Here is a 25,668-nt window from a genome sequence, read left to right as displayed (position 1 = left end):
CGCTGGTCGTTCAGGTCACTACAGCGCCGGGTAGGCGTTCTTCATGAGCTCCTGGAACTGGGCGGAGAACCAGTGGCCCGAGAGGGGCGCGTCCGGCAGTGCACCGGACATGCTGTTGCCGTTGCGGGCGTTGCCCTCGTAGGTCGGGTCGCACATGCGGTCGAAGCCCTTGCCCTCCTCGTTCGGGATCTCCTTGCTCGCGCCGTCGGACTCGCCCGGAGGCTTGACCCACACGTAGGCGTCGATCCCGCTGGCCGGAGCCGCCGTCGGACGCGCGCCGAGGCCCGCACCCTTCTGGTTGCACCAGTTGCCGAGGTGGATGCGGCGGTCGATGCGACCACCGTCGACGTAGGCGTCGGGGCTCGTCGTGGGGCCGGGGCCCGTCGGACGGGCGGTGCCGCCCCAGCCGTTGCGCGAGGTGTCGATCAGCATGCCGACGCCCGAGTCGAAGCCCGCCTGCACGGCCCGCTGGCGGAACGCCTGCGCGTAGGACAGCTCGTCGACGTACTTGTTGTAGTCGATCCACTTGGCCTTCTCGCGGATCGGCTGGCCGCCGACCGTGTCGCCGACCTTGAAGTACGGCTCCGTGGTGGCGCCGTAGTTCGCGGTGTTGGCGATGAAGCCGTGCACGTTGGCCTTGGTGCTGCCGGACGCGTTCGCGGCCTGGTACAGCAGCTCCGCGGTCGGGCCGAAGTTGTCGTCCCAGCCGAGCCAGCCGTGGTGGCCGATGTCGATGTAGTTGTAGACGTTCGGCACCGCGCCGAGCTTGGCGAGGGCGTAGCCGACACCGGTCACGTAGTTGCCGTTGGCCTTCATCACGTCGCAGTTCGGCGTCGCGGTCGGGCGCGGGCTCACGTTGGTGATCAGGTTCGGCAGCGAGTCGATCTCGACGACCGTCACGATCCGCAGGTTCGCGTACGCGGGCCGAGCGAGGATCGCCGCGATCGGGTCGATGTACTCGGTCTTGTAGCGGTCGATCTCCGTCGCTCCGAGTTCACCGTTCGACGCGAGCGCGGAGCAGTCGCGACCGGGCAGGTTGTAGATGACGAGCTGGATCGTCACCGTCTCGCCCGCGGCCTGCCGCACGGCCTCGTCCAGGTGGCCGACCAGGCCCCTGGCGCCCGTGGTGCCGTTGATCGCGGCGATGCGGTCCATCCACACGGCGGTCGGCTGGTTGGAGATCCGGCTGCCGCCCGCCTCGGCCGCGGCCTTCGCGGACCAGTCCGGGTTCACGTAGACCTTGGCGCCCACGTAGGGGTTGTCCACCCGGCTGCCGCTGCCGGGGCCACCCGGCGTGGTGGTGGTCGTGGTGGTGGTCGTCGTCGTGCCCGGCTGGCCGGTGCACGTCACGTTGTTCAGCGAGAACGACGTCGGCGCCGCGTTGGTGCCGGAGTAGGTGCCGTTGAAGCCGATGTCGATCGACGCGCCGGTACCGATGTTGCCGTTGTAGGACATGCTGGTCGCCGTCACGCCGGTGCCGGACTGCGTCCAGGCGGCGTTCCAGCCCTGCGACACCTGCTGGCTGCCGGGGAACGCGAACTTCAACGTCCACCCGCCGGAGATGGCGTCACCGACGTTGGTGATCTTGACCGACCCGGTGAACCCGCCACCGCCCCAGTTCGAGGCGCTGTAGTCGACCTTGCACCCCGGTGCGGCCGACGCCTGGGTGCTCGTCGCGACGCCGATCATGGCCACGAACAGCGCCGTGGTCGCGCCGATGGCCGCGATGCGCGGACCTCGACTCGGTGGGCTGGGATGCCCGCTTGCAGGGGAACTCATCTTCACGATCTCCTCACGACGCCTTTGTCAGGGATCTGGTGCGTGGGGCGGCTATCCGGACTACCGCGTCTGGGAGCGCTCCCAGACAGGAGGGTAACGGCCACGTTACGCGGTGTACAGACCGCATTTTCGGCCGGTGGTCTGTAGTCCACTGTGGATGGTCATCTTCGACGCTTTCGGCCGCACGGCCCTATTTGTTGGCGAACAGTCCCTTCGGCCGCCGCCGATCGGCGGTTCGTGCGCCTGGAAGGAGTACTCGCCCGTGGTCCGGATGGGCCCTGTTCCGGTCGAGAAGCGTCGATCATCTCTGGGAGCGCTCCCAGAGGGATTGGTCTTCACCGCCCGGTGGAGGGGCGTCGCCACCCCGGAAAAAAAGCGCGGGGCCACCCGATCGCGTGAAGCGGCGACTGGCGGCGCCGAAGCCGCCGAATGCGGGACCCGCTCCGCCCCCGACGCGGCACACTGGACGCCGCCAATACTTCCCGACCGGAGAGTGGAGACCTTGACCAGCAGTGAACCCGTCCTCGACCTGCCGCCGTACCGGGCGGTGCTCGTCGTCGACACCAAGGACTTCGGCGGCAACGACGACGTCGTCCAGACGGCGTTGGCCGAGACGATCTACGAAGTGCTCATCCGCGCGTTCGAGCGGGCGGGTCTCGCCCACGTCCGCGCCGCGCCGCTCTTCCCGCACAACACCGGCGACGGGTTCGGCATGGGCTTCGACCCGCGCCACCTGCCCGCCGTGGTCAGCCGCTTCTTCGACGCCCTCCAGGAGGAGCTGGCCGAGCAGGACGCGCGGATGCGCGGGTTCCGCCGCAGCGCCTCCCTGAGGATGCGGGTCGCCCTCACGGTCGGCCCGGTGGCCGACCCCGACGAGGAGGGCAGGCGGGGCGCGATCGGGGCCACGCTCATCTCCGCGCACCGGCTGCTCGACGCCGCTCCCGTGCGCGCGGCGCTCACCGGCTCCGACCCCGAGCAGACGTTCGTCTCCGCCGTGCTGTCGCAGCGGGTCTTCGAGGACGTGCTGGCAGGTGGGTACGCGACCCTGCGGCCGTCACGCGTCGCCCCGGTGGAGGTCGAGGTCAAGGAGCTCACCACGACCGCCTACCTGTACGTCCCGAAGCCCAGCGGCGACCTGCTGCGCGACGGGTTCGGCTCCGGCGACCGACCCGTGAGCGCGCCCGCGCCCGCGAAGCCCGAACCGAAGGCCGTGCCGCAGAAGGCCGTGGTGCGGAACAGGTTCGACGGCGCCAACGCCAAGACGGTGTTCCAGGTCGGTTTCATGGACGGCGACGTGCACCAGGGCAGGGACTAGCCCGCCGCGGGCGCTCGGTTGACCACGAGCGACACCAGCAGCGCCAGCACGCCGAACCCGGCGATCACCACGGCCATCGGCAGCGCGGTGCCCGGTCCGCCGAGGCCGACGAGGGGGGTGGCCAGGCCGCCGCCGATGACGAACTGGAAGACGCCGAGCAGCGCCGAGGCCGCCCCGGCGGACCGGGCCTGGTCGGCGAGTGCGAGCGACGTGGCGTTCGGCAGCACGACGCCGACCGCGGAGACGAGGAAGAACAGCGGGACCAGCAGGCCGACCAGGCCGAGGCCGGTGGCCACCGCGGCCAGGACGGCGAGACCGGAGACGGCGGCGAGCACGAGGCCCGACCGCATCATGACGTGCTCGCCGAACCGGCCGACCAGCCTGCGGTTGACGCCGCCCGCGAGGATGATGCCCACGCCGTTCAGGCCGAACACCAGGCTGAACTGCTGCGGGCTCAGGCCGTACACGTCCTGGAGCGCGAACGAGGAACCGGAGATGTAGGCGAACATCGCCGCGAACATCAGGCCCGACGCGAGGGCGTACCCGACGAACGACCGCTGGGTGAACAGCCGGGCGTAGGTGCGGACGACCGCGACGGGCCGGGCAGGCGTGCGCAGGTCGGCGGGCAGCGACTCCGGCAGCAGCAGCACGACGACGGCCAGCAGCGCGGTGCCGATCACGGCGAGGGTGACGAACACGCCGCGCCAGGACGTCCAGGTCAGCAGCTGGGCGCCGATGACCGGTGCCAGGACAGGGGCGACGCCGTTGACCAGCATGAGGGTGGAGAAGAACCGGGCCATCGCGATGCCGGAGTAGCGGTCGCGCACGGTCGCCCTGGCGATCACCAGGCCCGCGGCGGCGCCGACGGCCTGGACGGCTCGGGCGCCGATCAGCACGCCGCTCGTCGGGCTCACCGCGCACAGCACGGAGCCGACGGCGTAGAGGGCGAGGCCGACCAGCAGGGGGCGGCGCCTGCCCAGAGAGTCCGACAGCGGGCCGACGACGAGCTGGCCGAGCGCGAGGCCGATGATGAACGAGGTCAGCGTGAGCTGGACCGTCGCGTCCGAGGCGTGCAGGTCGACCGCCATCCGCGGCATCGCGGGCAGGTACATGTCGATCGACAGCGGGCCGAACGCGCTGAGCCCGCCGAGCACGAGCGCCAGCGTGAGCACCGTCGGCGCGACGGGGGGACGGTCAACCGTGGTGCTCACTCGTTCTCCCGCGCTGGGTAGGGTGGTCCACCCGGCACAATTCCAGGCCACGGGCGATTTGTTTCCACTTGTGAGTCGAAACACCACGCCCGTGCGCGCGGGGGAGCGGGCCATCCGCGTCCGGTGTGGACAGACCGGGAGGGAGGCGCCGTGGCGCGGTCGCGCGTGCTGGTCGTCGGCGGGGGATCGTCGGGCCGGCGGCGGCCATCGCCCCGCGGGACCACGAGGTCGACCTGGTGGTCGAACGCGCTGCCGAGTGGCGGCCGGGCGGTGCGGGCCCCTAGCTGCCCGCCAACGCCGTCCGCTCCCCGCACGCGCTCGGGGTCGATGGCGAGGTCGTGCGGCCCCGATCACCCGGCAGCGCACGCTCGACCACCGGGCGGGGTGCTCGGGGACGTCGGGGCCGACGAGGTCCGGGGCGGCGTGGCCGAGTGCGCGGCCATCTCCCGCACCGACCCGCACGAGGTGCTGCGCGGCGCGCTCGCCGACGGCGTCACCAGGCTCGGGGTCGCGGTCACCGCCGTCGAGCCGTCCGGCCGGGTGGTGCTCGACGACGGTTCGACGCGGACCTACGACCTGGTGGTCGGCGCCGACGGCATCGACTCCGCCGTCCGCGCCGACGTGCGGCCCCGCTTCCCGGCCAGGTCCGCCGGCGGTTCGTCCTGGACGGCGGCGAGCCGGGCCTGACCGGCTGGACGGCGCGCCTCGGCCCGAACGGTCGCACGGTCCTGACCGTCGGTCTCTGCGAACCGCTGCGCGACCACGGGGTGTCCGGGGCGGTGGCGGCGTTCACCGCGCGCCGGGTCGGGCGGGTGCGGTGGGTGTTGCCCCGGAACCACTGCCGGGATCGGGCTCGCAACCCGCCGACCCCGCTGCGCGACCCGGTGCCGCGGACCGTGGGCGCCGCGCTGTTCAAGGCCGACCACGCGCCGCCGCACGCTGCTCCGTGAGGCCACCCGCAGCAGAGTTGATCTAGCCGTTCGGAGGCTGCCCGGTGCCCGGCCGCGTGGTTGTCTGAGAGCGGACTTCCCCGTGTGGAAAGGAGAGTCATGGCCTGGTCGCGTGTTCTCGTGGTGATCGTCGCGGTGCTCGGGATGGTGGGCACGACCGCTGCCCCGGCGGTGGCGGCGCCCGCCCCACCGGTCGCGGTCGCGAGCGATCCGACCCCGGAGGAGCAGGAGAGCCTGCGCCTGGTGGCGGGCGTGATCTGGACGCCGGAACTGGCGGCGGGCTGGAACATGAACAGCGACGTCGCCGACGTGCTGTCCACGGCGACCGGTGAGATCCTCCGCTGCTCCGAGCGCTTCGCCCTCGTCCCGAGGCCGCCGGGCTTCGTCCCCGGTCTGCTGTACCTGGTCATGTACGCGCGGAACCTCTACGACTACTTCCTCGTCGTCCGGGACAACCGGACCTACCGCGCCTGCGTGGTGACGGCCGCCGCCAACTACCGCACGGCGATCGAGCTGGCGTCGATGGGGATCTGACGACTCCGACCCGCGGGGTGAACCCGGATCGGGCCGCTGCCGGGCGCGCGGGCGCCGGGGTCGGCGGTGCGGGGTCCGCGGTGTCGGAGGGAGTACCACGGGCCCCGCGGGCCCGTGGCTCCCCGGTGCGGGTGGGCGCGGTCGGGGCGTGCCCACCCGCACCGGTCAGACGCTCGCGTTGAAGTGCGAGCTGACGGCGTTGTCGAAGCCGCTGGGCAGCGTGGTGAACCCGCTGCCGGGCTGCACGAGGGCGCTCATGCAGTTGACGAAGTCGCGGTTGGCGCAGAGCCTGATCCGCCAGCTCCCGTAGTTGAAGGTGGAGCTCGCGGTGTTGTTGACGGGGCTGCCGTCGGGGTAGGTGTAGCCCGCCCAGTTGGGCACCTGGGTGACCTGGAAGCACACGCCCCTCCCGGTGTAGGAGGGCCCGTCCCAGACGCCGAGCACGCAGGCCTGGGCGGTGGGGCTCCCGTCGGCCATGGGCGGGGGCGGGGGTGCGGCGGGGCGGTCGGCCCGCACGGTGGCGACGGCGGGCGCCGGGCTCGCCGACGCCGGGACGGGGGCGGCGACGACGGCCAGTCCCAGGACCAGTGCCAGGGTTGCCGGGGTTCGCGGCAGTGGTGTCACGACGGATCCTCTCGGTGCGGTGGGTGTCCTCGGTCCACCGTCGACGTGCCGGGTTCACCACCCGCCCGATCCGCGTTGAACCGGCAGCTCACCCCCGAGACCACGCGACCGCGCGGGGGTCGTTCGCCGCCACGGGGCATCACCGCGCCCGGTGCGACCGGTGGCGGCGCGGGTTCCGTCCGGAGAACGAGAGCGAGGTGCCCACGTCGACGACGAGGGTGGTGCGCGGTGCGGTCCTGCTCGGGGTGGGCCGCGGTGCTGGCGGCGTGCGGGTCGCCGCCGATGACGACCGACGACGCGTCCGGGCCGCTGCCGCCCGGTGCCCACGAGCTGCACGCCGTCGCGGTGGTGACCCGCGACGCGGCAGGCGGGACCGCCACCGGCGGGCCGTACCGGCTGGAGGTCACGTGAACGGGCCGGGGGCGTGTCGACCCGCCCCCGGCCCGTCCTCGGACCCGGATCAGGTGGCGACGGAGACGCCGAACCGCGCGGAGACGCCGTTGGCGTGGAACGGGGGGCCGGAGTCGCCGCCCTGCGGCAGGACGCCGCCGGTGAAGGCGATCACGGGGGACTTGCAGCCGCTGGAGGTGCGCACCGGTCGAGCCGTCCGCACTGCGCGGTGAGCCCGGAGGAGCGGTGCGGGTTCGGCGACCACGCGCTGGACGCCTGCCGTGTTCTCGTCGTCGTCCGGCTCGGGGTTCGAGGCGTTGGCGGGTGGGGCGCCACCGCGCGGCGCGCAACGGAGGAAGCACGGGTCGGCTGCCGGGACGCGCGCGAATCCGTTGGTGTGGCAGGGATCGGGATTGTTGATGTCAACCGATCAGCGGGGTTTTGCCGGGTCGGCCGGTGGTGGTGATACTGGTGTCGCGGCGGGGATCGGGCAGCAGGTGCAGGGCTGCCCGATCCACCGGTTCTGCGCACGCGGAGGTCCGTGGTGGGACCTGTCGCGCGTGGAGCGCGTGCGTGGTGCGGTTGGACCGGTATCCGGGTTCTTTCCCAGCAGGGTCCGGATTCCGTTCTAGCCGAAGTTCACGTCACTGCACCACATGTAGGCCTGGTCGAGGTGCGACGCCTGCCAGATCGTGAACACGATGTGGTGCCCGCGGTAGGAGCCGTTGGTCTGGACGTTGAACGTGATGTCCTTGGCCGGGGCGTACCTGCCCGTCTGCATGATGTAGTCGAGGTTGCCCCAACCCAGGCGCTGGGTGGTCGGGTCGAACCCGTTCTTGCTGATGTAGACCTTGAAGTAGTCGGCGCCGTGGCTCGCCTGGTCGTACAGGTGCATCGAGAAGTTGCTGCCCAGGTTGGTGGTCTTCCACCGGCCGGGGGTGTTCAGCGAGTTGTTGCGGGACAGGGCGTTGCTGCACAGTTGACCGTCAGGGGTCGCCCCCTGGAAGTTGCCGCCGAGCCCGTCCCGCAGCGCGCTCATCCAGTTCCACATGGTGTCGGCGTTGGCCTGGAAGGCCTGCCAGCACATGGGGTCCTGCTGCTGCATGGCGGGGTTCGTGTGTTGGCTTCCCCAGGTCTGCCAGCACTGGTAGGCGCGGGTCGAGGGGCCGACGATGGTGCCGTGCGCCGAGGCCGTCGGGGTCCAGACGAAGATGCTCGCCAGCACGGTGATGACCAGCGCGATGACGCCCCGTCGTCTGGTTGTGGACCCTAATGTGCTGCGCACACGCATGATGAGTCTCCATTCTCCGATGATCGAGCAACAGCGATCGATATGGGAGCGCTCCCGGAGCAACATGAGACTAGCCGTCACGCTCAGGAACTTCAACGGAACGTTGAGTGATGATCGCCAGTTCCGGCCTCACCCCCGGTGTGATCCGCCGGGTGCGGAGGCTCGGTGACGACGCATGACCTGCGGGTTGTCCTGCCAACCCCGATCATGGCGGAAAAGGCATTCCAGGTGACGCGGCAAGGGAAACGGCCGCCGGTCGCGACCTCAGCGGAGCAGCACGCCCAGCACGACCGCGGCGCGTCGGGCGTCGGGCGCCTCCCCGATCAGCACCCGCGTGTGGATGTAGGACTCGGTGATCCGGGCGGCCGTGTAGGCCAGGTCGTCCAGCGGGATCTCCTGCGACACCAGGCCCTCCGCGCGGTCCTCCGCGATCAGGTCGCGGATCAGGCCCAGGTAGCGCCGCTGGTACTCGCCGGAGGTGCTGGTCAACAACCCCAGCGCGAGCGCGGGTTCGTCCCGCAGGAGCTGCCGCATTCCGGGGTGGTCGTTCACGTCGCGGACGAACGAGGCGAGCGCGACGGCGGACCGAGGCCCGCCGGTGTGCTGGGAGCGGTACCAGACGAAGTTCTTCACGGTGGCCGCCCACAGCACCTCCGTGATCAACTGCTCGCGCGACCCGACCCACCGGTACAGCGTCACCCGGTTGACGCCCAGTTCGTCGGCCAACCCCTGCATGTCGATCCGCTCGCCGGAGGCGAACCTGCGCCGGGCGGCGGCGAACGCGTCGAGCACCGTCGGCCTGCGGCTGGCCGGGCACCCGTCCAGCGCCCGGCGCAGAGCCGTCGTCGGTCGTGCGGCCTCCTGCACCGGCTCCCCCTCGCTCCTTGCCCGGTCGCAGTATCCCATGACACAGTGCAACACGCGCGGCTCACGTTGCACCGGTGTGCCGTGGACACCGCGCGTTGCACGATCGGCCGTCGTCGGCCGGTACTCGTCACGGGGAGGTCGCGGCCATGGTCGAGGTGTCAGGGCGGTGGGACGCGCGCTTCGCCCCGGTGGGGCAGGCCCTCGCCGAGGAGTTGGCGTCGGGCCGCGAGCTCGGCGCGAGCATCGTCGTGGACGTCGGCGGCGAGACCGTGGTCGACGTCTGGGGCGGGTGGCACGACGTCGAGCACCGCACGCCGTGGACGGAGCACACGATCACCACCGTGTGGTCGACCACGAAGACCGTCACGAACCTCGCGGCGCTCGTCCTCGCCGACCGCGGTCTGCTCGACCCGTACGCGCCGGTGGCGAAGTACTGGCCGGAGTTCGCCGAGAACGGCAAGGAGCACGTCGAGGTCCGGCACGTCCTGAGCCACACGTCCGGTGTCTCCGGCTGGGAGGCGCCGTTCACCACCGCCGACTTCTACGACCGCGCCACCGCGACCGCGCGCCTGGCCGCCCAGCGCCCCTGGTGGGCACCGGGCACCGCGTCCGGCTACCACGCCGCCAACCAGGGCCACCTCGTCGGCGAACTGGTGCGCCGGGTCACGGGCAAGTCGCTGACGGCGTTCGTCGCCGAGGACCTCGCGGGCCCGCTGGGCGCCGACTTCCGGATCGGCGCGGCCGAGGCCGACCTGGCCCGGATCGCGCCGGTCGTCCCGCCACCGCCGCTGCCGTTCGACCTCGCCGCCCTCGACCCCGACGACATCGCGCGCAAGACGTTCGGCAGTCCCGCGCTCGACGCCGCCACGGCGAACACCGACGACTGGCGGCGGGCGGAGCTGGGCGCGGTCAACGGCCACGGCAACGCGCGGTCGGTGGCCGCGATCCTGCGCCCGCTCGCGCTCGGCGGCGCGGTCGACGGCGTGCGGCTGGTCTCGCAGGACACGATCGACGTGATCTTCGACCAGCAGAGCGACGGCGTGGACCTCGTCCTCGGCGTGCCGCTGCGCTTCGGCATCGGCTTCGCCCTGCCCGAGACCACCACCGTGCCCTACGTGCCGCAGGGCCGCGCCTGCTACTGGGGCGGGTGGGGCGGGTCGCTGGTGGTGGTCGACCTCGACCGCGGCCTGACGGTCAGCTACGTGATGAACCGCATGGCGCCCGGCATCATCGGCTCCGACCGGTCGGAGCGCTACCTCACGACGGTGCTCGACTGCCTCGGCTGACCGGACCCGCGGCGGCGGGCCACCGCGGAACAGGCCATCATTGCCGACGTGGAGTCCACCCGTGTGGACCGCTGGCTGTGGGCGGTCCGGCTGACCAAGACCCGATCCGACGCCGCCGCGGCCTGCCGGGGCGGTCACGTGCGCGTCAACGACCGGCCCGCCAAGCCCGCGACGACGGTGTCGCCGGGCGACGAGGTCCGCGCCCGCATCGGTGACACGACCCGGATCGTGGAGGTCGTGCGGGTGATCCAGAAGCGCGTCGGCGCGGTGGACGCCTCGACGTGCCTCATCGACCGCACGCCCCCGCCGCCCCCGGTCGTGGCCGCCCCGGTCGCCCGCCGCGAGCGCGGGGCAGGCAGGCCGACCAAGCGGGAGCGGCGGGTGCTCGACAAGTTCCGCACCGGCGAGCTCTGACGGCGGCCGGGCTATCTTGACCCGCATGGGGACGACGGAACCGGTCTGGAGCGAGTGGCGGCGCCCGCTGCCCACACCGGAGCAGCGGCGGCAGGACGTCTGGGTCGCGCTGGCCGTGGCGGTGTCCTCGATGGCGTTGACGGTGCTGATCAACAGCATGGGCGCGTTCGCGTTCGGCGAGGCACCGCACCTGGCCGAGCAGCTCCTGTGGAGCGTCGCCCTCAGCGCGCCGCTCGTGGTGCGGCGGCGGTACCCGGTGGCCGTCCTGCTCGTGGTGAGCGTGCTGTTCATCGCCGCCCAGTCGCGGCAGGTCGGCGACAACCTCATCCCGTCGGTCGTGCTGTTCCTCGCGATCTTCACCGCGGGCGGGTGGCAGCCGAACCACCGGGCGGCGACCTACGCGCGGGTCGGCGTGATCGTGGTGATGTTCGCCTGGCTCGGCCTCGCGCTCAGCGGCTTCCTGGCCGGGCCGAGGCGGGAGTTCGAGGGCGCCGCGGGCCCGCTGGACCCGGTGCTCGCCTGGGTGCTCTACGGCCTCAGCTTCAACCTCATGTACTTCCTGTCCGCGTACTTCTTCGGCGAGCTGACGTGGCTGTCGGCGCGCAGGCTCGCCGAGCTGGAGTTCCGGACCGAGCAGCTGCGGCTGTCGCAGGAGCAGAACACGCGGGGCGCCATCGTGGCCGAGCGGATGCGGATCGCCCGAGACCTGCACGACGTCGTCGCCCACCACGTGTCGGTGATGGGCATCCAGGCGGGGGCCGCGCGCCGGGTGCTCGACACCGACCGCGACCTGGCCCGCACCGCGCTGGAGACGGTGGAGCAGACCGCGCGCACGTCGATCGGCGAGCTGCGCGGGCTGCTGGGGGTGCTGCGCGCCGACGCGGGCGCCGACACCGCCGTCACCGCGGCGCCCGGCCTGGAGGAGGTGCCCGACCTGGTGGCGAACGCCCGGTCGGCGGGCCTCGCCGTGGACCTGGGGACCTACGGCGAACCGCGGCCGGTGCCGCCCGGTGTGGCGCTGTCGGCGTACCGGGTCGTGCAGGAGGCGCTCACCAACGTGGTCAAGCACGCCGCCGCGACGGCGGTCGACGTGCGCGTGCGCTACCTCGACCACGCGCTGGAGGTCGAGGTCACCGACGACGGCCGCGGTCGGTCCACGCGCGACGGCGGCGGGTTCGGGCTCGTGGGGATGAAGGAGCGGGTCGCGGTGCACGGCGGCGAGTTCGAGGCGGGGCCGCGCCGCGGCTCGGGGTACCTGGTGCGGGCCAGCCTGCCCACCGGTGCGGTCGACGAGTCCGGGAAGGACGGTGGGGCGTGACCCTGCGAGTGGTGCTCGCGGACGACCAGGACCTCGTGCGAGCGGGGTTCCGGGTCATCCTCGGGACGGAGCCGGACATCGAGGTCGTCGGCGAGGCGGGCGACGGCGAGCAGGCCGTGGAGCTGGTCGAGCGGGTGCGGCCGGACGTGGTGCTGATGGACGTCCAGATGCCGAAGGTCGACGGGCTGGAGGCGACCCGGCGGATCCTCGGGGCGCGGCCGTCGTCGAGCGCGGTGAAGGTCGTGATCCTGACGACGTTCGACCGCGAGGACTACCTGTTCGAGGCGCTGCGGGCCGGGGCGAGCGGGTTCCTGCTGAAGAACGCCTCGCCGGAGGACCTGGTGGAGTCGGTGCGGGTGGTCGCCCGCGGCGACGCACTGCTGTCGCCCGAGGTCACGCGGCGGGTGATCGCCCGGTTCAACACCCCCGTCGCGACCACCCAGACCCGGCCGCCCGAGCTGACCGACCGGGAGTTCGAGGTGCTGGTCGAACTGGCCCGCGGCGCCAGCAACACCGAGATCGCGCGGACCCTGCACCTGGGGGAGACCACGGTGAAGACCCACGTGTCGCGGGTGCTCGCGAAGCTCGGGCTGCGCGACCGCACGCACGCCGTGGTGTTCGCCTACGAGAACGGCGTCGTCGCCCCCGGCGGCGCCTGAGGGGGTCGCGCGGAGGACCAGGGGGTGGGTCGCGCGCAGGACGCGGTGACGATCTCCGCCGATTAGCGTTCCCGGCATGTTGACAATGACCTCGATCAGTCGGAGCTTCGGTGACAACCGGGTGCTCGACGAGGTGTCCTTCGACGTCCGTCCTGGACGGATGACCGGGTTCCTGGGGGCCAACGGGTCCGGCAAGACGACGATGATGCGGATCATCCTCGGGGTGCTCGCGGCGCACGGCGGCACCGTGAGCTGGAACGGCAGCCCGCTCACCGCCGAGCAGCGCCCGATGTTCGGGTACATGCCCGAGGAGCGCGGCCTGTACCCGAAGATGAAGGTCGCCGAGCAGATCGCCTGGCTCGGGAGGCTGCACGGGCTGGACCGCGCCACCGCGCGCGAGAACACCGACCGGCTGCTGGCCGACCTGGAGCTGACCGACCGCGCCGGGGACAAGCTGGAGGCGCTGTCGCTGGGCAACCAGCAGCGCGTGCAGATCGCCGCCGCGCTGGTGCACGACCCGGCCGTGCTGGTCCTCGACGAGCCGTTCTCCGGGCTGGACCCGATCGCCGTGGACATCGTCCTCGACGTCTTGCGGAAGCGGGCCTCCGGCGGGGTGCCGGTGCTGTTCTCCAGCCACCAGCTCGCCGTGGTGGAGCAGCTGTGCGACGACGTGGTCATCATCTCGCGGGGGAGGATCGCCGCGAGCGGGTCGCGGGAGGAGCTGCGCGCCCAGCACGGCACCTCGCGGTTCGAGCTGGTCGTCGCGACGGACGCGGGGTGGGTCCGGGACAGCCCCGGCGTGCGGATCGTCGAGCTGGACGGGCCGCGCGCGGTGTTCGAGGTCTCCGCGCCGGACGAGGAGCAGGCGGTGCTGGCCGACGCGCTGCGGCGCGGCGCGGTGCGCGCGTTCAGCCCGGTGGTGCCCACGTTGGACGAGATCTTCAAGGAAGTGATCTGATGAGCCGGACCTCGTTCGCGTCGGCCACGTGGTTGGTGGCCGAGCGGGAGATGAACGTCCTGGTGCGCACCAAGGGGTTCTGGATCGGGTTCGTGGTGACGGTCGCGGGCCTGTTCGCGCTGATCGTGCTGCCCACGGTGTTCGGCGGGGAGGACCCGGAGGTGGCCGCCGTGGGGTCGGCCGCGTCCGCCGTGGACGGCAAGGACCTCCGGGTCCGGGTCGTCCCCGACCTGGCCGCCGCCGAGGCGCTGGTGCGGGCCGACGAGGTCGAGGCCGCCGTCGTGCCCGACACGACCGGGGAATCGGCCATCGGCGTGCGGGTCGTCGCGCTCAACGACGCGCCGGACGACGTGATCAGCGCGCTGGTGGCGGCGCCGCCGGTCGACCTGCTCGACGCCTCGGCCGTGAGCCCCGGTGCGCAGAGGCTGGTGATCCTGGTCTTCGCCCTGTTCTTCCTGCTGTTCGGGATGGGCGGCGCGGCCATCGCGCAGAGCACCGTCACGGAGAAGCAGACCCGGATCGTCGAGATCCTGGTCTCCACGGTGCCCATCCGGTCGCTGCTCGCGGGGAAGATCCTGGGGCACGTCCTGTTGACGATGGGCCAGGTCGTGGTGCTCGCGCTGGCCGCGCCCATCGCGTTGCGGCTCGCGGACCAGGGGGAGCTGCTGGCGGTGGTCGCGCCCGCGCTGGGGTGGTTCGTGCCGTTCCTGTGCCTCGGGTTCGTGCTGCTGGCGGCCATGTGGGCGGTCGCGGGCGCGCTGGTCTCCCGCCAGGAGGACCTCGGGTCGACGATGGGGTTGGCCATGATCCTGGTGATGGGGCCGTACTTCGGGGTGCAGTTCTTCTCCGACAACGTCGTGGTGATGCAGGTGCTGTCGTTCGTGCCGTTCTCGGCGGCCGTCGCGATGCCGGTGCGGCTGTTCACCGGGGACGCGGCCGTGTGGGAGGCGCTGGTGTCGATGGGCGTGCTGGCCGCGTCAGCGGTGCTGATCGTGCTGGGCGCCAGCCGGGTGTACTCGGGGTCGCTGTTGCAGACCGGGGGCAGGGTGGGGTTGGCGAAGGCGTGGAGCCGGGCGGACTGACCGCACCGCGTCGATCCAGGGCGGAGCGGGCGACCTCGTCGAGGTCGCCCGCTCCGTCGTTGTGCGGGAAGCCGAACCGGTCGGTGCCCACGCCGGGTGCGATTCGACCCGGTTGCCCGCACTTTTGTGGCGGCGGGAAAACACGGGGCGGACGGGTGCTCGGCTGTTCGGCCGAACTCCCGCGTAGGCCGTTGGCGGGATGCCGTCGGGGCGGTCCGGCATCAGCGCTGGTGGAGAGGCCCACCAGGTTGCCGTCAACTGGCATGGATACACCCGTTTTAGGGGCTTGACCAGAGTTGACGGCGGGTTTCGTCTGGGCCTAACCTGGCTTTCCGCCTGAACTGGGGTTTGGGAAGGCTTTTGCACGAGATTGTCCTGGGGGACAAGGTGCCGAGGATCCACTTCAGCGTTGAAGATCTAGCTCGCGTCAAGATGGTGACCGGTCTGGGGGTGGTCGCCGAGAGCGTGTTCGCGCTCGACCTGTTCAACCGGCCGGGAGGTGGTTTCAGCACGTGGCGCACCAGGGTTCGGGTGCGCCTCGGTGGCAGGCTGGGCGGTATCGAGCGCATGACGTTCCGACGAAAACCCCTGTCGGAGTTGTTGTGGCTGGTCGGGAGGTCTGACTCCGAATCGGGTCAGGAGCCCGCCGAGCCCTGGCAGCGCCAGGTGGCCGAAGCGGTGTTCGAGTTCGGCAACGCCGCTGTGGTCCCGTACTGGGACCAGGCTCTCAAGCACCTGCGCGCGGAGCGCGACGACCGGGGTCGCATCGCGATCTCCGGTGGCATGGACGGGCTGTTCGGCACGCTGCACCCCACCCTGCGGTGGGATTCGCCGGTGCTGCACGTGCCGGGGGACGACGACCGGGACGTGCACCTCGACGACCGCGGTCTGCTGCTGAGCCCGGCCCTGTTCCTCGCGCCGAAGACGTGCCTGTTCATCGACCGGGGCGGGTCGGACGCCCCGATCCTCGCCTTCTCGACGAACGCGAACGCGGACTCCGTGTCCGATGTGGACGATCCGGATGAAGCGGGTGGACAGGCGTTGGGCGCTCTGGTCGGGCACACGCGGGCCGCGGCCCTCCAGGTGCTGGACGACAGTTGCAGCACGAGTGAACTGGCGCAGCGGCTGGGGATCTCGATAGCGGGGGCCAGCAAGCACGCGACCGTGCTGCGGGAGGCGGGGCTGATCAGGTCCGCGCGCAACCGCAACACGGTGATGCACACGCTGACCCCCCTGGGGATCGCGCTGCTCCGGCGGACCGGTCTGGCCGTCGGGTCGAGGTCGGTCAGCCAGGCGGGCGCGGTGCCCGTGTGAGTTCTGCCGGCGCGTCGTGCCGCGCGGTGGTTCGGTGAAGGGCAGGCGGGTGCTCCCGCCTGCCCTTCCGCGCGTTCGGGGGCGCTAGTTCTGCTCGTCCCACAGGGTCATCAGGTCGGTCACCGCGAGGAACTGGACCACCCTGGTCAGGATCTCGTTCGCCTCGCGCAGTCTCTCCACCTCGGCCTCCAGTTCGGCGACGCGGTCCCGCCGTGCCGCGGGGACTTCGCTGCCGGGTTCGTCATCGGGAGACGCTGTCACGCCGAGTGACTGTACCGATCTCTCGCGTAGCCGGAAGTCCTCCTTCAGGATGATCTTGCGTTGATCCTCGGGGGCGACGCGCGACAACGCTGTTTTGCCCCCGGTTCAAAGACCTGGAGCGATCGGTCGACCTCTTGCAGTATTTCGTTGCACCGCAAGGACACCAGGGCCGCGAGGCGGTGAACGCGACGGTGTCGCCGCACACAGGAGGAGGACGTCGCCTTGCTGGAACTGCACCTGAGCAACGAGGAGATCTCCCGCATCGACGAGGTCGTCGACGGTCTGGCCGCGCGCTACGACACGGTCGAGTCGGCGGAGTTCCAGCGCGAGGCCAAGGTCCACTCCGACGAGCTGCCGCGCCGGATCCGCTTGGTGTTCAACGACTACCGGTTGTCCGAGGCGCACGGCGCGCTGCTGGTGTCCGGGCTCCCGGTGGACGACGCGGAGGTCGGGCCGACGCCGGAGCACTGGGCGAACAAGCCCGTCCCGTCGCCGACGATCCGCGTGGACATCGCCTTCTACCTGCTGTCCTGCCTGCTGGGCGAGCCGATCGGCTGGGCGACGCAGCAGGACGGCTACATCATGCACGACGTGTTCCCCATCAAGGGCCACGAGAAGGAGCAGATCGGTTCGGGCAGCGAGGAACTCCTCGTGTGGCACACCGAGGACGCCTACCATCCACTGAGGACCGACTACCTCGGCCTGGTGTGCCTGCGCAACCACGAGGGCGTCAGCACCACGATGGCGGACGTCGCCGACGTCCGGATCGACGAGCGCACCGCGGAAGTCCTGTCGGAGAAGCGGTTCCGCATCCTGCCCGACCACTCGCACCGCGGCGGCGAGCACGACGGCGTCGAGCACGACCCGAAGGTCGCCGACCTCAAGGCGCGCAGCCGCGCCGGGGTCGAGCGCGCGCTGGCGGAGCCCGAACCGGTCGCCGTGCTGTTCGGCGACCCCGACGCCCCGTACCTGCGCCTCGACCCGCACTTCATGCGGGGTGTGCAGGGACCGGAGGAGCAGCGGGCGCTCGACGTGATCGGCGCGGCCATCGACGTGGCCATGAAGGAGGTCGTCCTGCGGCCCGGTGACGCCGTGTTCGTCGACAACTACCGCATGGTCCACGGCCGCAAGCCCTTCACGGCCAGGCACGACGGCACCGACCGCTGGCTGCGCCGGTTGAACGTCGCCAGGGACCTGCGCAAGTCGCGCGGCTCCCGGCCGTCCGCGTCGTCCCGCGTCATCTACTGAAAACCCACCGGCTCTCGACCGTAGGAACTGGAGTCCACAATGGTCAACTCTGTAGTCGTCGTCGGCGGTGGCACCGCGGGATGGATGACGGCCTCGTACCTCCGAGCGGCGTTCGGCGACCGGGTCGACGTCACCGTCGTCGAGTCGAAGAACGTCCCCACCATCGGCGTCGGCGAGGCCACCTTCAGCACCGTCCGGCACTTCTTCGACTACCTCGGCCTGGAGGAGCGGCAGTGGATGCCCGAGTGCCAGGCCACGTACAAGCTCGCCATCCGCTTCGAGAACTGGCGCGGTGACAACACCCACTTCTACCACCCCTTCGAGCGGCTGCGCGTGGTCGACGGCTTCCCGCTCACCGACTGGTGGCTCCAGCAGGGGCCGGGCGAGCGGTTCGACGAGGACTGCTTCGTCATCGCCTCGCTGTGCGACGCCAAGCGCTCGCCCCGCTACCTGTCGGGCAGGCTCTTCGAGCAGGACTTCAGCGAGTCCCGAGCCACCGGCTCGTTCCGCACGACGCTGTCCGAGCAGGACACCCAGTTCCCGTACGCCTACCACTTCGACGCGGCCCTGCTGGCGCGCTACCTCACGAAGTTCTCCACCGACCGCGGTGTCGAGCACGTGCTGGACGACGTCGTCGACGTCGTGCTGGACGAGCGGGGCTGGATCAGCCACGTCGTCACCAAGGAGCGGGGCGAGGTGCACGGCGACCTGTTCATCGACTGCACCGGCTTCCGAGGGCTGCTCATCAACAAGGCGATGGAGGTGCCGTTCACGTCCTACCAGGACAGCCTCCCCAACGACAGCGCCGTCGCGCTGCGGGTGCCGGTCGACATGCGGGAGCGCGGGATCCGGCCGTGCACGACCGCCACCGCGCGCGACGCGGGCTGGATCTGGACCATCCCGCTGTTCGGCCGGATCGGCACCGGGTACGTCTACGCGAGCGACTACTGCGACGCCGAGGAGGCCGAGCGCACGCTGCGCGAGTTCGTCGGCCCCGAGGCGGAGGACCTGGAGGCCAACCACATCAGGATGAGGATCGGCCGCAGCGACAGGTCGTGGGTGAAGAACTGCGTCGCCGTCGGCCTGTCGAGCGGGTTCGTCGAGCCGCTGGAGTCGACCGGCATCTTCTTCATCCAGAACGCCGTGGAGCAGCTGGTGAAGCACTTCCCGGACGACGACTGGGACGACCGCCTGCGCGGCGCGTACAACCGCCAGGTCGCCAACGTGATGGACGGCGTGCGGGAGTTCCTCGTCCTGCACTACTACGCCTCGCCGCGTCAGGACAACCAGTACTGGAAGGACACCAAGACCCGGAAGGTGCCCGACGCCCTGCGCGAGCGGATCGAGCAGTGGCAGGTGAAGCTGCCGGACTCGGACTCCATCTTCCCGCACTACCACGGCTTCGAGTCCTACTCTTACAACGCGATGCTGCTCGGTCTCGGCGGCATCCCGCTGCGGGCGCCGTCGGCGCTGGCGCACTTCGACGGCATCGCGGCGGCCAAGGAGCTGTCCGCCGTGCGCGACACCGCGGCTCACCTGGTCGAGAACCTCCCGTCGCAGTACGAGTACTTCGCGCACCTGCACGGGCTCCCGACGGACGCGACAGCGGGCCACCGGTCGTGACCGCGGAACAGGTGACGGCACCGCACGCCGGACCGGACCTGTTCCGGTCGCTCATGGCCACGCTCCCCGCCGGGGTGGCCGTCGTCACGGCCACCGACACCGACGGGACCCCGTGGGGGCTCACCTGCTCCACCGTGTGCGGCGTCGCCGTCGACCCGCCCACCCTGCTCGTCTGCCTCAGGGACGAGAGCCCCACCCTGCGGGCGGCGGTGCGGACCGCGTCGTTCGCGGTGAACCTGCTGCACGAGGCGGCTCGCGGCACCGCCGAGCTGTTCGCGTCCGGCGCTCCGGACCGGTTCGACCGGGTCGAGTGGACGCGGTCGCCGCGCGGTGCGAACCCGCACCTGGTCGCGGACGCGCACGCCGTGGCCGACTGCCGGGTCACCGGCACGGTCGGCGTCGGCGACCACGTCGTCCTCTTCGGGCAGGTGCTGGACGTCCGGCACCTGCCCGGCGACGACCGGGCCCCGCTGCTCTACGGGTTCCGCCGGTACTCGTCGTGGCGGCCCGACCGCTGACCCGCCCCGCACCACCCGTTCCACCAGCTGATCCCGGAGGTCATCCCGACCACCGGTGAGCCCAGGGGGACAACGGCCTCAGCCGAGGCCGGCCAGGGCTCCAAGCACTGGATGACCACTACTCGCCCGTGAGGTGCTTGTGAACGTTGTGCCCGTCAACGAGGCCGTCTCCACCGAGACCGCCGACGACAGCCGGATCGACGGCAACCTGACCCAGCTCGAATACCTGGCGCTCAACAGCGACTTCAACCTGTCGGACGGCCACGCCCGGCAGGAGCTGACGCCGGGGCAGGGCAAGATGGTCGGCGAACTGCCGCGGCTGTGGGCCGAGGCGGTGGTGCGGCCGGTCGAGGAGATCGAGCGGGAGTCGCACCGCGCCTTCTTCCACCTGCTGGGCCAGCACTCCTACCCCGGAGCGGACGGCCGGGTGCTCGCCTGCTACTCGTCGTCGGTCGCGATGGAGATCTTCGCCAGGGCGTTGGTCACCGAGGCCGACGCCATCGCGCTGGTCCACCCGACCTTCGACAACATCCCGGACATCCTGCGCGGGGTGGGGCTGCGGCTCGTCCCGCTGGAGGAGGACGTCCTGCACGGCGGCGACGTGCCCGCCGAGCTGCTGGGGTCGGTGGGCGCGATCTTCGTGACCACGCCGAACAACCCGACCGGTCGGGTGCTCTCGCGGGAGCGGCTGGTGCGGCTGGCCGAGCAGTGCGCCGAGCACGGGGTGGTGCTGGCGCTGGACACCTGCTTCCGCGGGTTCGACGAGGCGGGCCAGTACGACCACTACGAGGTGCTGGAGGCCAGCGGGTGCCGCTGGGTGGTCATCGAGGACACCGGGAAGCTGTGGCCCACGCTGGAGCTGAAGATCGGCTGGCTGGTGCGCTCCGCGAACGTGGGCCTCCCGCTCGCGAAGGTGTACTCGGACATCCTGCTCGGCGTCTCGCCGCTGGTGATGCTGATGGTGAAGCGGCTGTCGGAGGACGCGGCCGACGGCGGGCTCCGCGACCTGCACGAGTTCATCGCGACCAACCGGGCGCTGGTGCGGGCCAACCTCCACGACGTCCCCGGCCTGACGTTCGTCGACCCGGACAGCAGGGTCAGCGTCGAGCGGATCCACCTGGGCGACCGGTCCGCGATGGACGTGTGGGCCGCGCTGCGCGAGCACAACGTCTACCTGCTGCCGTGCGGGCGGTTCCACTGGGCCGACCCGTCCGAGGGCGACCGGATGCTGCGGATCGCCCTGTCCCGCTCGCCCGCGTCGGTGGACGTGGCGACCCGTGCGCTGCGCTCCGTGCTGATGGGCGACTGATGTCCGAGCGAGCGGGTCCTTCGTCGCACGAGTGGTTCTGGCACGCCGACGTGGTGCAGGCCGTGTCGCCGCCGGGGGTGCTCGACCTCGGCCCCGGCTACCTGGAGCCCGGCCTCCTGCCGGTCGACCTGCTCCGGGACGGCTACGCGCGGGGGCTCGCGGAGTACGGCGCCGCGGCCCTCGCCTACGGCAACAACGCGGGCGCGCTGCCGCTGCGGGAGGTGCTGGCGGAACGCGTGAGCGCCGCCGACGGCGTCCCGTGCGGCCCCGACCGGGTGCTGGTCACGGCGGGCACGTCGTACGCGCTGCACCTGATCGCCACGACCGAGGCGGTCGCGGGGCGGGCGGTGTTCGTGGACGAGACCTCCTACGACTTCGGCAGGCGGATCTTCACCGACCACGGCCTGCGGACGTGCGAGGTGCCGTCGGACTCGCTGGGCATGGACCCGCAGGCGCTGCGCGACGCGATCCGCCGCGAGCTGGCGGCGGGCCGGGAACCGGGGTTCACCTACCTGACCCCGACCTTCCACAACCCCACCGGCAGGCTCGTCGGCACGGACCGGCGGCGGGAGCTGCTCGCGGTGGCGGCCGAGTTCGGCGTGCTGGTCGTCGAGGACGACGCCTACGCCGAGCTGGACCTCGACGGCGGCCCGCTGCCGCCGTCGATGGGCGGCCTGGCCGGGTACCGGGGGGTGATCCGGCTCGGCACGTTCTCCAAGACGATCGGTCCGGGGCTGCGGCTCGGCTGGCTGGTCGCCGACCCGGCCGTGGTCGACCGGTTCGCGAGCCGGGGCCTGCTCGTCAGCGGCGGCTCGGCGAACCACGTGACGTCCCTCGCGGTCGAGGGGCTGATCAGGGGCGGCGAGTACGACCGCCACCTCACCTGGCTGCGCACCGCGCTCCGGGCCAGGCGGGACGCGCTCGTCACGGCGGTCAGGACGCACCTCGGCGACCGCGTCGAGTTCGAGCCACCGCGCGGCGGCTTCTTCGCGTGGCTCGCGTTCCCCGGCGACGCCGAGCCCGCACTGCTGGCGGCGGCCGGGCGCGCGGACGTCCGGGTCGCGGCGGGCTCCCGCTTCGGCAGCGCCCCCAACGCGGTCCGCCTCGCCTACAGCCTCAACCCGCCGTCGTCCATCACGACCGCGGTCTCGCGGTTCGCCGCGGCGCTGCCGGTCCCCGCCCACCAGTCGATCAGGAGCTGACCCGTGTCGACCGCCACCCCGACCACCGCGCCGCACGGGTACAGCCTGCCGCTGTCGCCGTCCGGGCAGTCCTCGATGATCACGCCACCGCCCTGGCACTTCTCCGGCGAGGTGGTGATGGTCGACTACCGCGTCGACCCGGAGGCCGCGGCCCGGTTCCTGCCGCCCGGCCTCACCCCCGGCGCCGACCCCGGCGCCGCCGCCGCGGTGTTCGCCCGCTGGCAGTGGTGCTCGCTCGACGGGGCGGAGCTGACCGACCCCCGGCGGTCCCAGTTCACCGAGTTCCTGGTCCTGCTCGGCTGCGAGCACGACGGCGTCGCGCTGGCCCGCTGCCCGTACGCCTGGGTGGACAGCGCGGTGCCGATGGTGCGCGGCTGGGTGCAGGGGATGCCCAAGCAGCTCGGCGAGATCCACCAGACGTGGCCGATGGGCGTCGGCTCGGCCGGGCCCCGCCCCTCGGCACCCGGCCGCTACGACGGGACGCTGTCGGTGCACGGCAGGCGGGTCGCCGCCGCCGCGGTCTCGGTGCGCGAGCGCGCGGCCGAGCCGCCGTTCCTGCACACCGTTCCGCTGGTGCACACGCGGGTGTTCCCCCGCTGGATCCCGGAGGAGCCGCCGACGGAGCAGCTCGTCAGCTCCGTGGTGACCGACGTGGAGTTCGGCGAGGTGTGGACGGGCGACGCCGAGCTGACCTTCGCCGCCGACGTGGGCGACGACCTGGCGTCGCTGGCGCCGGTGGAGGTCGGCGCCGGGCACGTGTTCGCCTACGCCGAGACGCTGCACAGCGGCAAGGCGCTCGGCGGTGCGGCGTGAGCACCACGACCACGGGCGCGTCGGTCGAGCCCGCGGCGGACTCCTCGGTCCCGGACGTGCGGTGGGCCCCGCTGCTGGCCGTGAGCGGCGCGTTCGCGGCCGTGCTGCTGGTGTTCGCGGGCGGCTACGGCTACTACCTGGACGAGCTGTACTTCCGGGTCGCGGGTGAGCACCTGGCGTGGGGGTACGTCGACCAGCCGCCGCTGGTCGCGGTGCTGGCCAAGCTCCAGGTGCTGCTGTTCGGCGACGGGCTGACCGCGATCCGGGTGGTGCCCGCGCTGCTGGCGGGGGCCTCGGTGCTCGTCGCCGGGCTCATCGCGCGGGAGTTCGGCGGCGGCGCGGTCGCGCAGGTGCTGGCCGCCTGCGCGTCGGCGGCCTCGCTCGCCACGGTCGCCGCGGGCCACGTCCTGCACCCGACGGCCGTCGACCACCTCGTGTGGGTGGCGGTGTGCTGGCTGGTCGTCCGCCTGCTGCGCACCGGGGACCAGCGGCTGTGGATCGCGATCGGCGCGGTCGTCGGCGTCGGGATGCTGGCCAAGTACCTGGTCGTCCTGCTGGTGCTCGGGCTGGCCGCCGGACTGCTGGTCGGCGGCCCCCGCAAGGTGTTCGCCAGCCCCCACCTGGCACTGGGCGCCGGGCTCGCGCTGGTGCTGAACCTGCCCGGCCTGGTCTGGCAGGGGCTGAACGGGTGGCCGCAGCTCGCGATGGCCGGGAGCCTCTCCGAGCAGCCGGGCGTGGGCGCGGCGGTCAACCTGCTCGTCGGGCAGGTCCTGATGGTCGGACCGCTGCTCACCCCGGTGTGGGTCGTCGGGCTGGTGGCGCTGGTGCGCCGCCCCGCGTGGCGGACCTACCGGGTGCTCGCCTGGACGCACCTGGTGGTGTTCGTGGTCGTCGCCGCGGTCGGAGGGTACGCCCGCTACACCGCGGGACTGCTGGTGGTCCTGCTCTCGGCGGGCTGCGTGGTCGTCACGACGTGGGCGAGCGGCGGCGTCAAGCGGACGCTGGTCGCGCTGGCCGTCGTCGGCAACGCGGCGTTCGCGGCGGTCGTCGTGCTCCCGGTCCTCCCGGTCGAGTCCTACGCGGGCGACGACGTGCTGGGCGCGCTGGGAGCGGGCCAGCTGGAGCAGACCGGGTGGCCGAGGGTGGCCGACCAGGTCGCCGACGTCCACCGCTCGCTGCCGCCCGCGGACCGGGCCGCCGCGATCGTCTACGGCCACAACTACAGCGAGGCCGGGGCGATCGACCGCTACGGACCCGAACGCGGGCTCCCGCGCGCCTACAGCGGACAGAACTCCTACGCCGACTTCGGCACGCCGACCGACGACAAGACCGTCGTGATCGCGTTCGGCGTCGACCGGGCCGCGTTCAGCGCCCTGTTCGGCTCCTGCGAGTCCCGCGGCACGTTCACCTTCGACCTGCCGCAACCCGAGCAGGGCAAGGAGATCCTGGTCTGCCGGGGCCTCCGCGAGCCGTGGTCGGCCACCTGGCCGCGACTGCGCTGGCTCGGAACCTTCTGACACCCCAACGATCCGAGGAGACCCGGATGAGCACGAACCCGTTCGACGACGAGGACGGCACGTTCCTGGTGCTGGTGAACGGCGAGGGCCAGCACTCGCTGTGGCCGTCGTTCGCCGACGTCCCCGCGGGGTGGGCGGTGGCGCTGCCCGCGACCACGCGCCAGGCCGCGCTGGACCACGTCGAGCAGAACTGGCGGGACATGCGCCCCACGAGCCTCGTCCGCGCGATGGGAGAGTGACGATGACCGCCACCCAGGCCCTGTCCGTCCTCGTCGAGGGCGACGGCGAACCCGTCACCGACCGGATCCGCCGCGACCGGTCGAGGCTGCGCGACCTGCTCACCGCCCACGGCGCGATCCTGCTGCGCGGCTTCGAGGTCGGCGGTGTCGACGGGTTCGACCGCACCGTGCGCGAGCTGTCCGGCACCCCGCTGACCTACTCCGAGCGCTCGTCGCCGCGCAGCGTCATCAAGGGCAACGTCTACACCTCCACGGACTACCCGCCGCAGGAGGAGATCTTCCTGCACAACGAGAACTCCTACCAGGCCGCGTGGCCGCTGACGCTGTACTTCCACTGCGTCGAGCCGCCCACGAGCCAGGGCGCCACACCGCTGGCGTCGACCAGGGCGGTGTACGCGGCGATCGACTCGTCGGTGCGCGAGGAGTTCGAGCGGCGCGGGTGGATGGTCGTCCGCAACTACGGCGACGAGTTCGGGATGCCGTGGCAGGAGGCGTTCAACACCAACGACCGCGCCAAGGCCGTGGAGTACTGCGCGGGCAACGGCGTGGTGGCCGAGTGGGTCGGCGAGAACCACCTGCGCACCAGGGCGGTCCGCGCCGCCGTGCACCGCCACCCGGTGACCAAGGCCCCGGTCTGGTTCAACCACGCCACGTTCTTCCACATCACCACGCTGCCCGAGGAGGTCGGCGCGGGGCTGCTGGAGATGTGCGGCGAGGAGAACCTGCCCAGCAACACCTACTACGGCGACGGCGGTCGGATCCCCGACGACGTCGCCGAGCACCTGCGCACGTGCTACCGCGCGGCGTCCGTGCGGTTCGACTACCGGCGCGACGACGTGCTCGTGGTGGACAACATGCTCGCGTCGCACGGGCGCGAGCCGTTCACCGGTCCCCGCAGGATCGCGGTCGCGATGGCGGAGCCGTCCAACGCCTGAGCAGCAGGCAG

Annotated in this window: 27 protein-coding genes; 20 read left to right on the top strand and 7 right to left on the bottom strand. The window is 72.0% G+C overall.

Annotated features, from left to right (window positions below):
* Positions 1-18: 18 nt before the first annotated feature.
* Positions 19-1,779, bottom strand: coding sequence for a glycoside hydrolase family 6 protein (locus tag AC156L_RS28660; protein WP_330876661.1), 1,761 nt, complete (start codon positions 1,777-1,779; stop codon positions 19-21).
* Positions 1,780-2,281: 502 nt separating this feature from the next.
* On the opposite strand from AC156L_RS28660, the gene AC156L_RS28655 reads away from it, so the two are divergent.
* On the top strand, positions 2,282-3,094 hold the full coding sequence (locus AC156L_RS28655; RefSeq protein ID WP_330876660.1) for a hypothetical protein: 813 nt from the start codon (positions 2,282-2,284) through the stop codon (positions 3,092-3,094).
* On the opposite strand, the gene AC156L_RS28650 is transcribed toward AC156L_RS28655, so the two are convergent.
* Positions 3,091-4,305 (bottom strand): multidrug effflux MFS transporter, encoded by a 1,215-nt coding sequence (locus tag AC156L_RS28650; protein WP_330876659.1) that lies wholly within the window; start codon positions 4,303-4,305, stop codon positions 3,091-3,093. The two genes, AC156L_RS28655 and AC156L_RS28650, sit on opposite strands and share 4 nt — an antisense overlap.
* Positions 4,306-4,689: 384 nt before the next feature.
* On the opposite strand from AC156L_RS28650, the gene AC156L_RS28645 reads away from it, so the two are divergent.
* Both AC156L_RS28645 and AC156L_RS28640 read left to right on the top strand, forming a co-directional pair.
* Positions 4,690-4,992, top strand: coding sequence for a Rossmann-fold NAD(P)-binding domain-containing protein (locus AC156L_RS28645; protein ID WP_330876658.1), 303 nt, complete (start codon positions 4,690-4,692; stop codon positions 4,990-4,992).
* A 362-nt stretch (positions 4,993-5,354) separates the two neighbouring features.
* Positions 5,355-5,789: a hypothetical protein gene (locus tag AC156L_RS28640; RefSeq protein WP_330876657.1), complete on the top strand. Its 435-nt coding sequence runs from the start codon at positions 5,355-5,357 to the stop codon at positions 5,787-5,789.
* 165 nt (positions 5,790-5,954) lie between these two features.
* On the opposite strand, the gene AC156L_RS28635 is transcribed toward AC156L_RS28640, so the two are convergent.
* Entirely contained in the window at positions 5,955-6,413 is a 459-nt protein-coding gene (locus AC156L_RS28635; protein ID WP_330876656.1) for a hypothetical protein, read from the bottom strand.
* Positions 6,414-6,641: 228 nt separating this feature from the next.
* Between AC156L_RS28635 and AC156L_RS28630 the strand changes: the two genes are divergently transcribed.
* Positions 6,642-6,824: a hypothetical protein gene (locus tag AC156L_RS28630; RefSeq protein ID WP_330876655.1), complete on the top strand. Its 183-nt coding sequence runs from the start codon at positions 6,642-6,644 to the stop codon at positions 6,822-6,824.
* A gap of 49 nt (positions 6,825-6,873) precedes the next feature.
* On the opposite strand, the gene AC156L_RS28625 is transcribed toward AC156L_RS28630, so the two are convergent.
* The 3 genes from AC156L_RS28625 to AC156L_RS28615 all read right to left on the bottom strand — a co-directional run bounded on the left by AC156L_RS28625 (position 6,874) and on the right by AC156L_RS28615 (position 8,961).
* Positions 6,874-7,008 (bottom strand): hypothetical protein, encoded by a 135-nt coding sequence (locus tag AC156L_RS28625; protein WP_330876654.1) that lies wholly within the window; start codon positions 7,006-7,008, stop codon positions 6,874-6,876.
* A 423-nt stretch (positions 7,009-7,431) separates the two neighbouring features.
* On the bottom strand, positions 7,432-8,094 hold the full coding sequence (locus AC156L_RS28620) for a lytic polysaccharide monooxygenase auxiliary activity family 9 protein (protein WP_330876653.1): 663 nt from the start codon (positions 8,092-8,094) through the stop codon (positions 7,432-7,434).
* Between the two features lie 264 nt (positions 8,095-8,358).
* Positions 8,359-8,961, bottom strand: a complete 603-nt coding sequence (locus AC156L_RS28615; RefSeq protein WP_330876652.1) for a QsdR family transcriptional regulator — start codon at positions 8,959-8,961, stop codon at positions 8,359-8,361.
* Between the two features lie 146 nt (positions 8,962-9,107).
* On the opposite strand from AC156L_RS28615, the gene AC156L_RS28610 reads away from it, so the two are divergent.
* From AC156L_RS28610 to AC156L_RS28580, 7 genes are all read left to right on the top strand, one after another.
* Entirely contained in the window at positions 9,108-10,247 is a 1,140-nt protein-coding gene (locus tag AC156L_RS28610) for a serine hydrolase domain-containing protein (RefSeq protein WP_330876651.1), read from the top strand.
* A gap of 48 nt (positions 10,248-10,295) precedes the next feature.
* Positions 10,296-10,661, top strand: coding sequence for an RNA-binding S4 domain-containing protein (locus tag AC156L_RS28605; RefSeq protein ID WP_330876650.1), 366 nt, complete (start codon positions 10,296-10,298; stop codon positions 10,659-10,661).
* 25 nt (positions 10,662-10,686) lie between these two features.
* Complete coding sequence (locus AC156L_RS28600; RefSeq protein ID WP_330876649.1) at positions 10,687-11,979, top strand: sensor histidine kinase; 1,293 nt, start codon at positions 10,687-10,689, stop codon at positions 11,977-11,979.
* Positions 11,976-12,638, top strand: a complete 663-nt coding sequence (locus AC156L_RS28595; RefSeq protein WP_330876648.1) for a response regulator transcription factor — start codon at positions 11,976-11,978, stop codon at positions 12,636-12,638. Before AC156L_RS28600 ends, AC156L_RS28595 begins: the two co-directional genes overlap by 4 nt.
* Before the next feature lie 76 nt (positions 12,639-12,714).
* Complete coding sequence (locus AC156L_RS28590; protein WP_330876647.1) at positions 12,715-13,596, top strand: ABC transporter ATP-binding protein; 882 nt, start codon at positions 12,715-12,717, stop codon at positions 13,594-13,596.
* Positions 13,596-14,678 (top strand): ABC transporter permease, encoded by a 1,083-nt coding sequence (locus AC156L_RS28585; protein ID WP_330876646.1) that lies wholly within the window; start codon positions 13,596-13,598, stop codon positions 14,676-14,678. Before AC156L_RS28590 ends, AC156L_RS28585 begins: the two co-directional genes overlap by 1 nt.
* A gap of 435 nt (positions 14,679-15,113) precedes the next feature.
* Positions 15,114-15,992, top strand: coding sequence for an ArsR/SmtB family transcription factor (locus AC156L_RS28580; RefSeq protein ID WP_330876645.1), 879 nt, complete (start codon positions 15,114-15,116; stop codon positions 15,990-15,992).
* 84 nt (positions 15,993-16,076) lie between these two features.
* Here the strand turns inward: AC156L_RS28580 and AC156L_RS28575 are convergent, their stop codons facing one another.
* Entirely contained in the window at positions 16,077-16,253 is a 177-nt protein-coding gene (locus AC156L_RS28575) for a hypothetical protein (RefSeq protein WP_330876644.1), read from the bottom strand.
* A gap of 222 nt (positions 16,254-16,475) precedes the next feature.
* On the opposite strand from AC156L_RS28575, the gene gntD reads away from it, so the two are divergent.
* The 9 genes from gntD to AC156L_RS28530 all read left to right on the top strand — a co-directional run bounded on the left by gntD (position 16,476) and on the right by AC156L_RS28530 (position 25,657).
* Positions 16,476-17,501 carry a guanitoxin biosynthesis L-enduracididine beta-hydroxylase GntD gene (gntD, locus tag AC156L_RS28570; protein WP_330876643.1) on the top strand — a complete coding sequence of 342 codons (1,026 nt, stop codon included), beginning with the start codon at positions 16,476-16,478 and terminating at the stop codon, positions 17,499-17,501.
* Positions 17,502-17,540: 39 nt separating this feature from the next.
* Entirely contained in the window at positions 17,541-19,124 is a 1,584-nt protein-coding gene (locus AC156L_RS28565; RefSeq protein WP_330876642.1) for a tryptophan halogenase family protein, read from the top strand.
* An 11-nt stretch (positions 19,125-19,135) separates the two neighbouring features.
* Positions 19,136-19,642, top strand: a complete 507-nt coding sequence (locus AC156L_RS28560) for a flavin reductase family protein (protein WP_330876641.1) — start codon at positions 19,136-19,138, stop codon at positions 19,640-19,642.
* Positions 19,643-19,781: 139 nt separating this feature from the next.
* Positions 19,782-20,951 carry an enduracididine biosynthesis enzyme MppP gene (gene mppP / locus AC156L_RS28555; RefSeq protein WP_330876640.1) on the top strand — a complete coding sequence of 390 codons (1,170 nt, stop codon included), beginning with the start codon at positions 19,782-19,784 and terminating at the stop codon, positions 20,949-20,951.
* A complete protein-coding gene (locus tag AC156L_RS28550; protein WP_330876639.1) occupies positions 20,951-22,153 on the top strand; it encodes an aminotransferase class I/II-fold pyridoxal phosphate-dependent enzyme in 1,203 nt (400 codons plus the stop codon). The genes mppP and AC156L_RS28550 overlap by 1 nt, the downstream gene beginning before the upstream one ends.
* Before the next feature lie 3 nt (positions 22,154-22,156).
* The gene (gene mppR / locus AC156L_RS28545) at positions 22,157-22,966 is read left to right on the top strand and encodes an enduracididine biosynthesis enzyme MppR (protein WP_330876638.1); all 810 of its coding nucleotides are present in this window, start codon (positions 22,157-22,159) and stop codon (positions 22,964-22,966) included.
* Entirely contained in the window at positions 22,963-24,483 is a 1,521-nt protein-coding gene (locus tag AC156L_RS28540) for a glycosyltransferase family 39 protein (protein WP_330876637.1), read from the top strand. Before mppR ends, AC156L_RS28540 begins: the two co-directional genes overlap by 4 nt.
* A gap of 26 nt (positions 24,484-24,509) precedes the next feature.
* Entirely contained in the window at positions 24,510-24,722 is a 213-nt protein-coding gene (locus AC156L_RS28535; RefSeq protein WP_330876636.1) for an MbtH family protein, read from the top strand.
* Between the two features lie 2 nt (positions 24,723-24,724).
* Entirely contained in the window at positions 24,725-25,657 is a 933-nt protein-coding gene (locus AC156L_RS28530) for a TauD/TfdA family dioxygenase (RefSeq protein ID WP_330876635.1), read from the top strand.
* The last annotated feature ends 11 nt before the right edge of the window (positions 25,658-25,668 follow it).

The organism is Umezawaea sp. (assembly GCF_057122925.1).
Note: the sequence above shows the minus strand (reverse complement) of the source record. Positions and strands in the feature narration are given on the sequence as shown.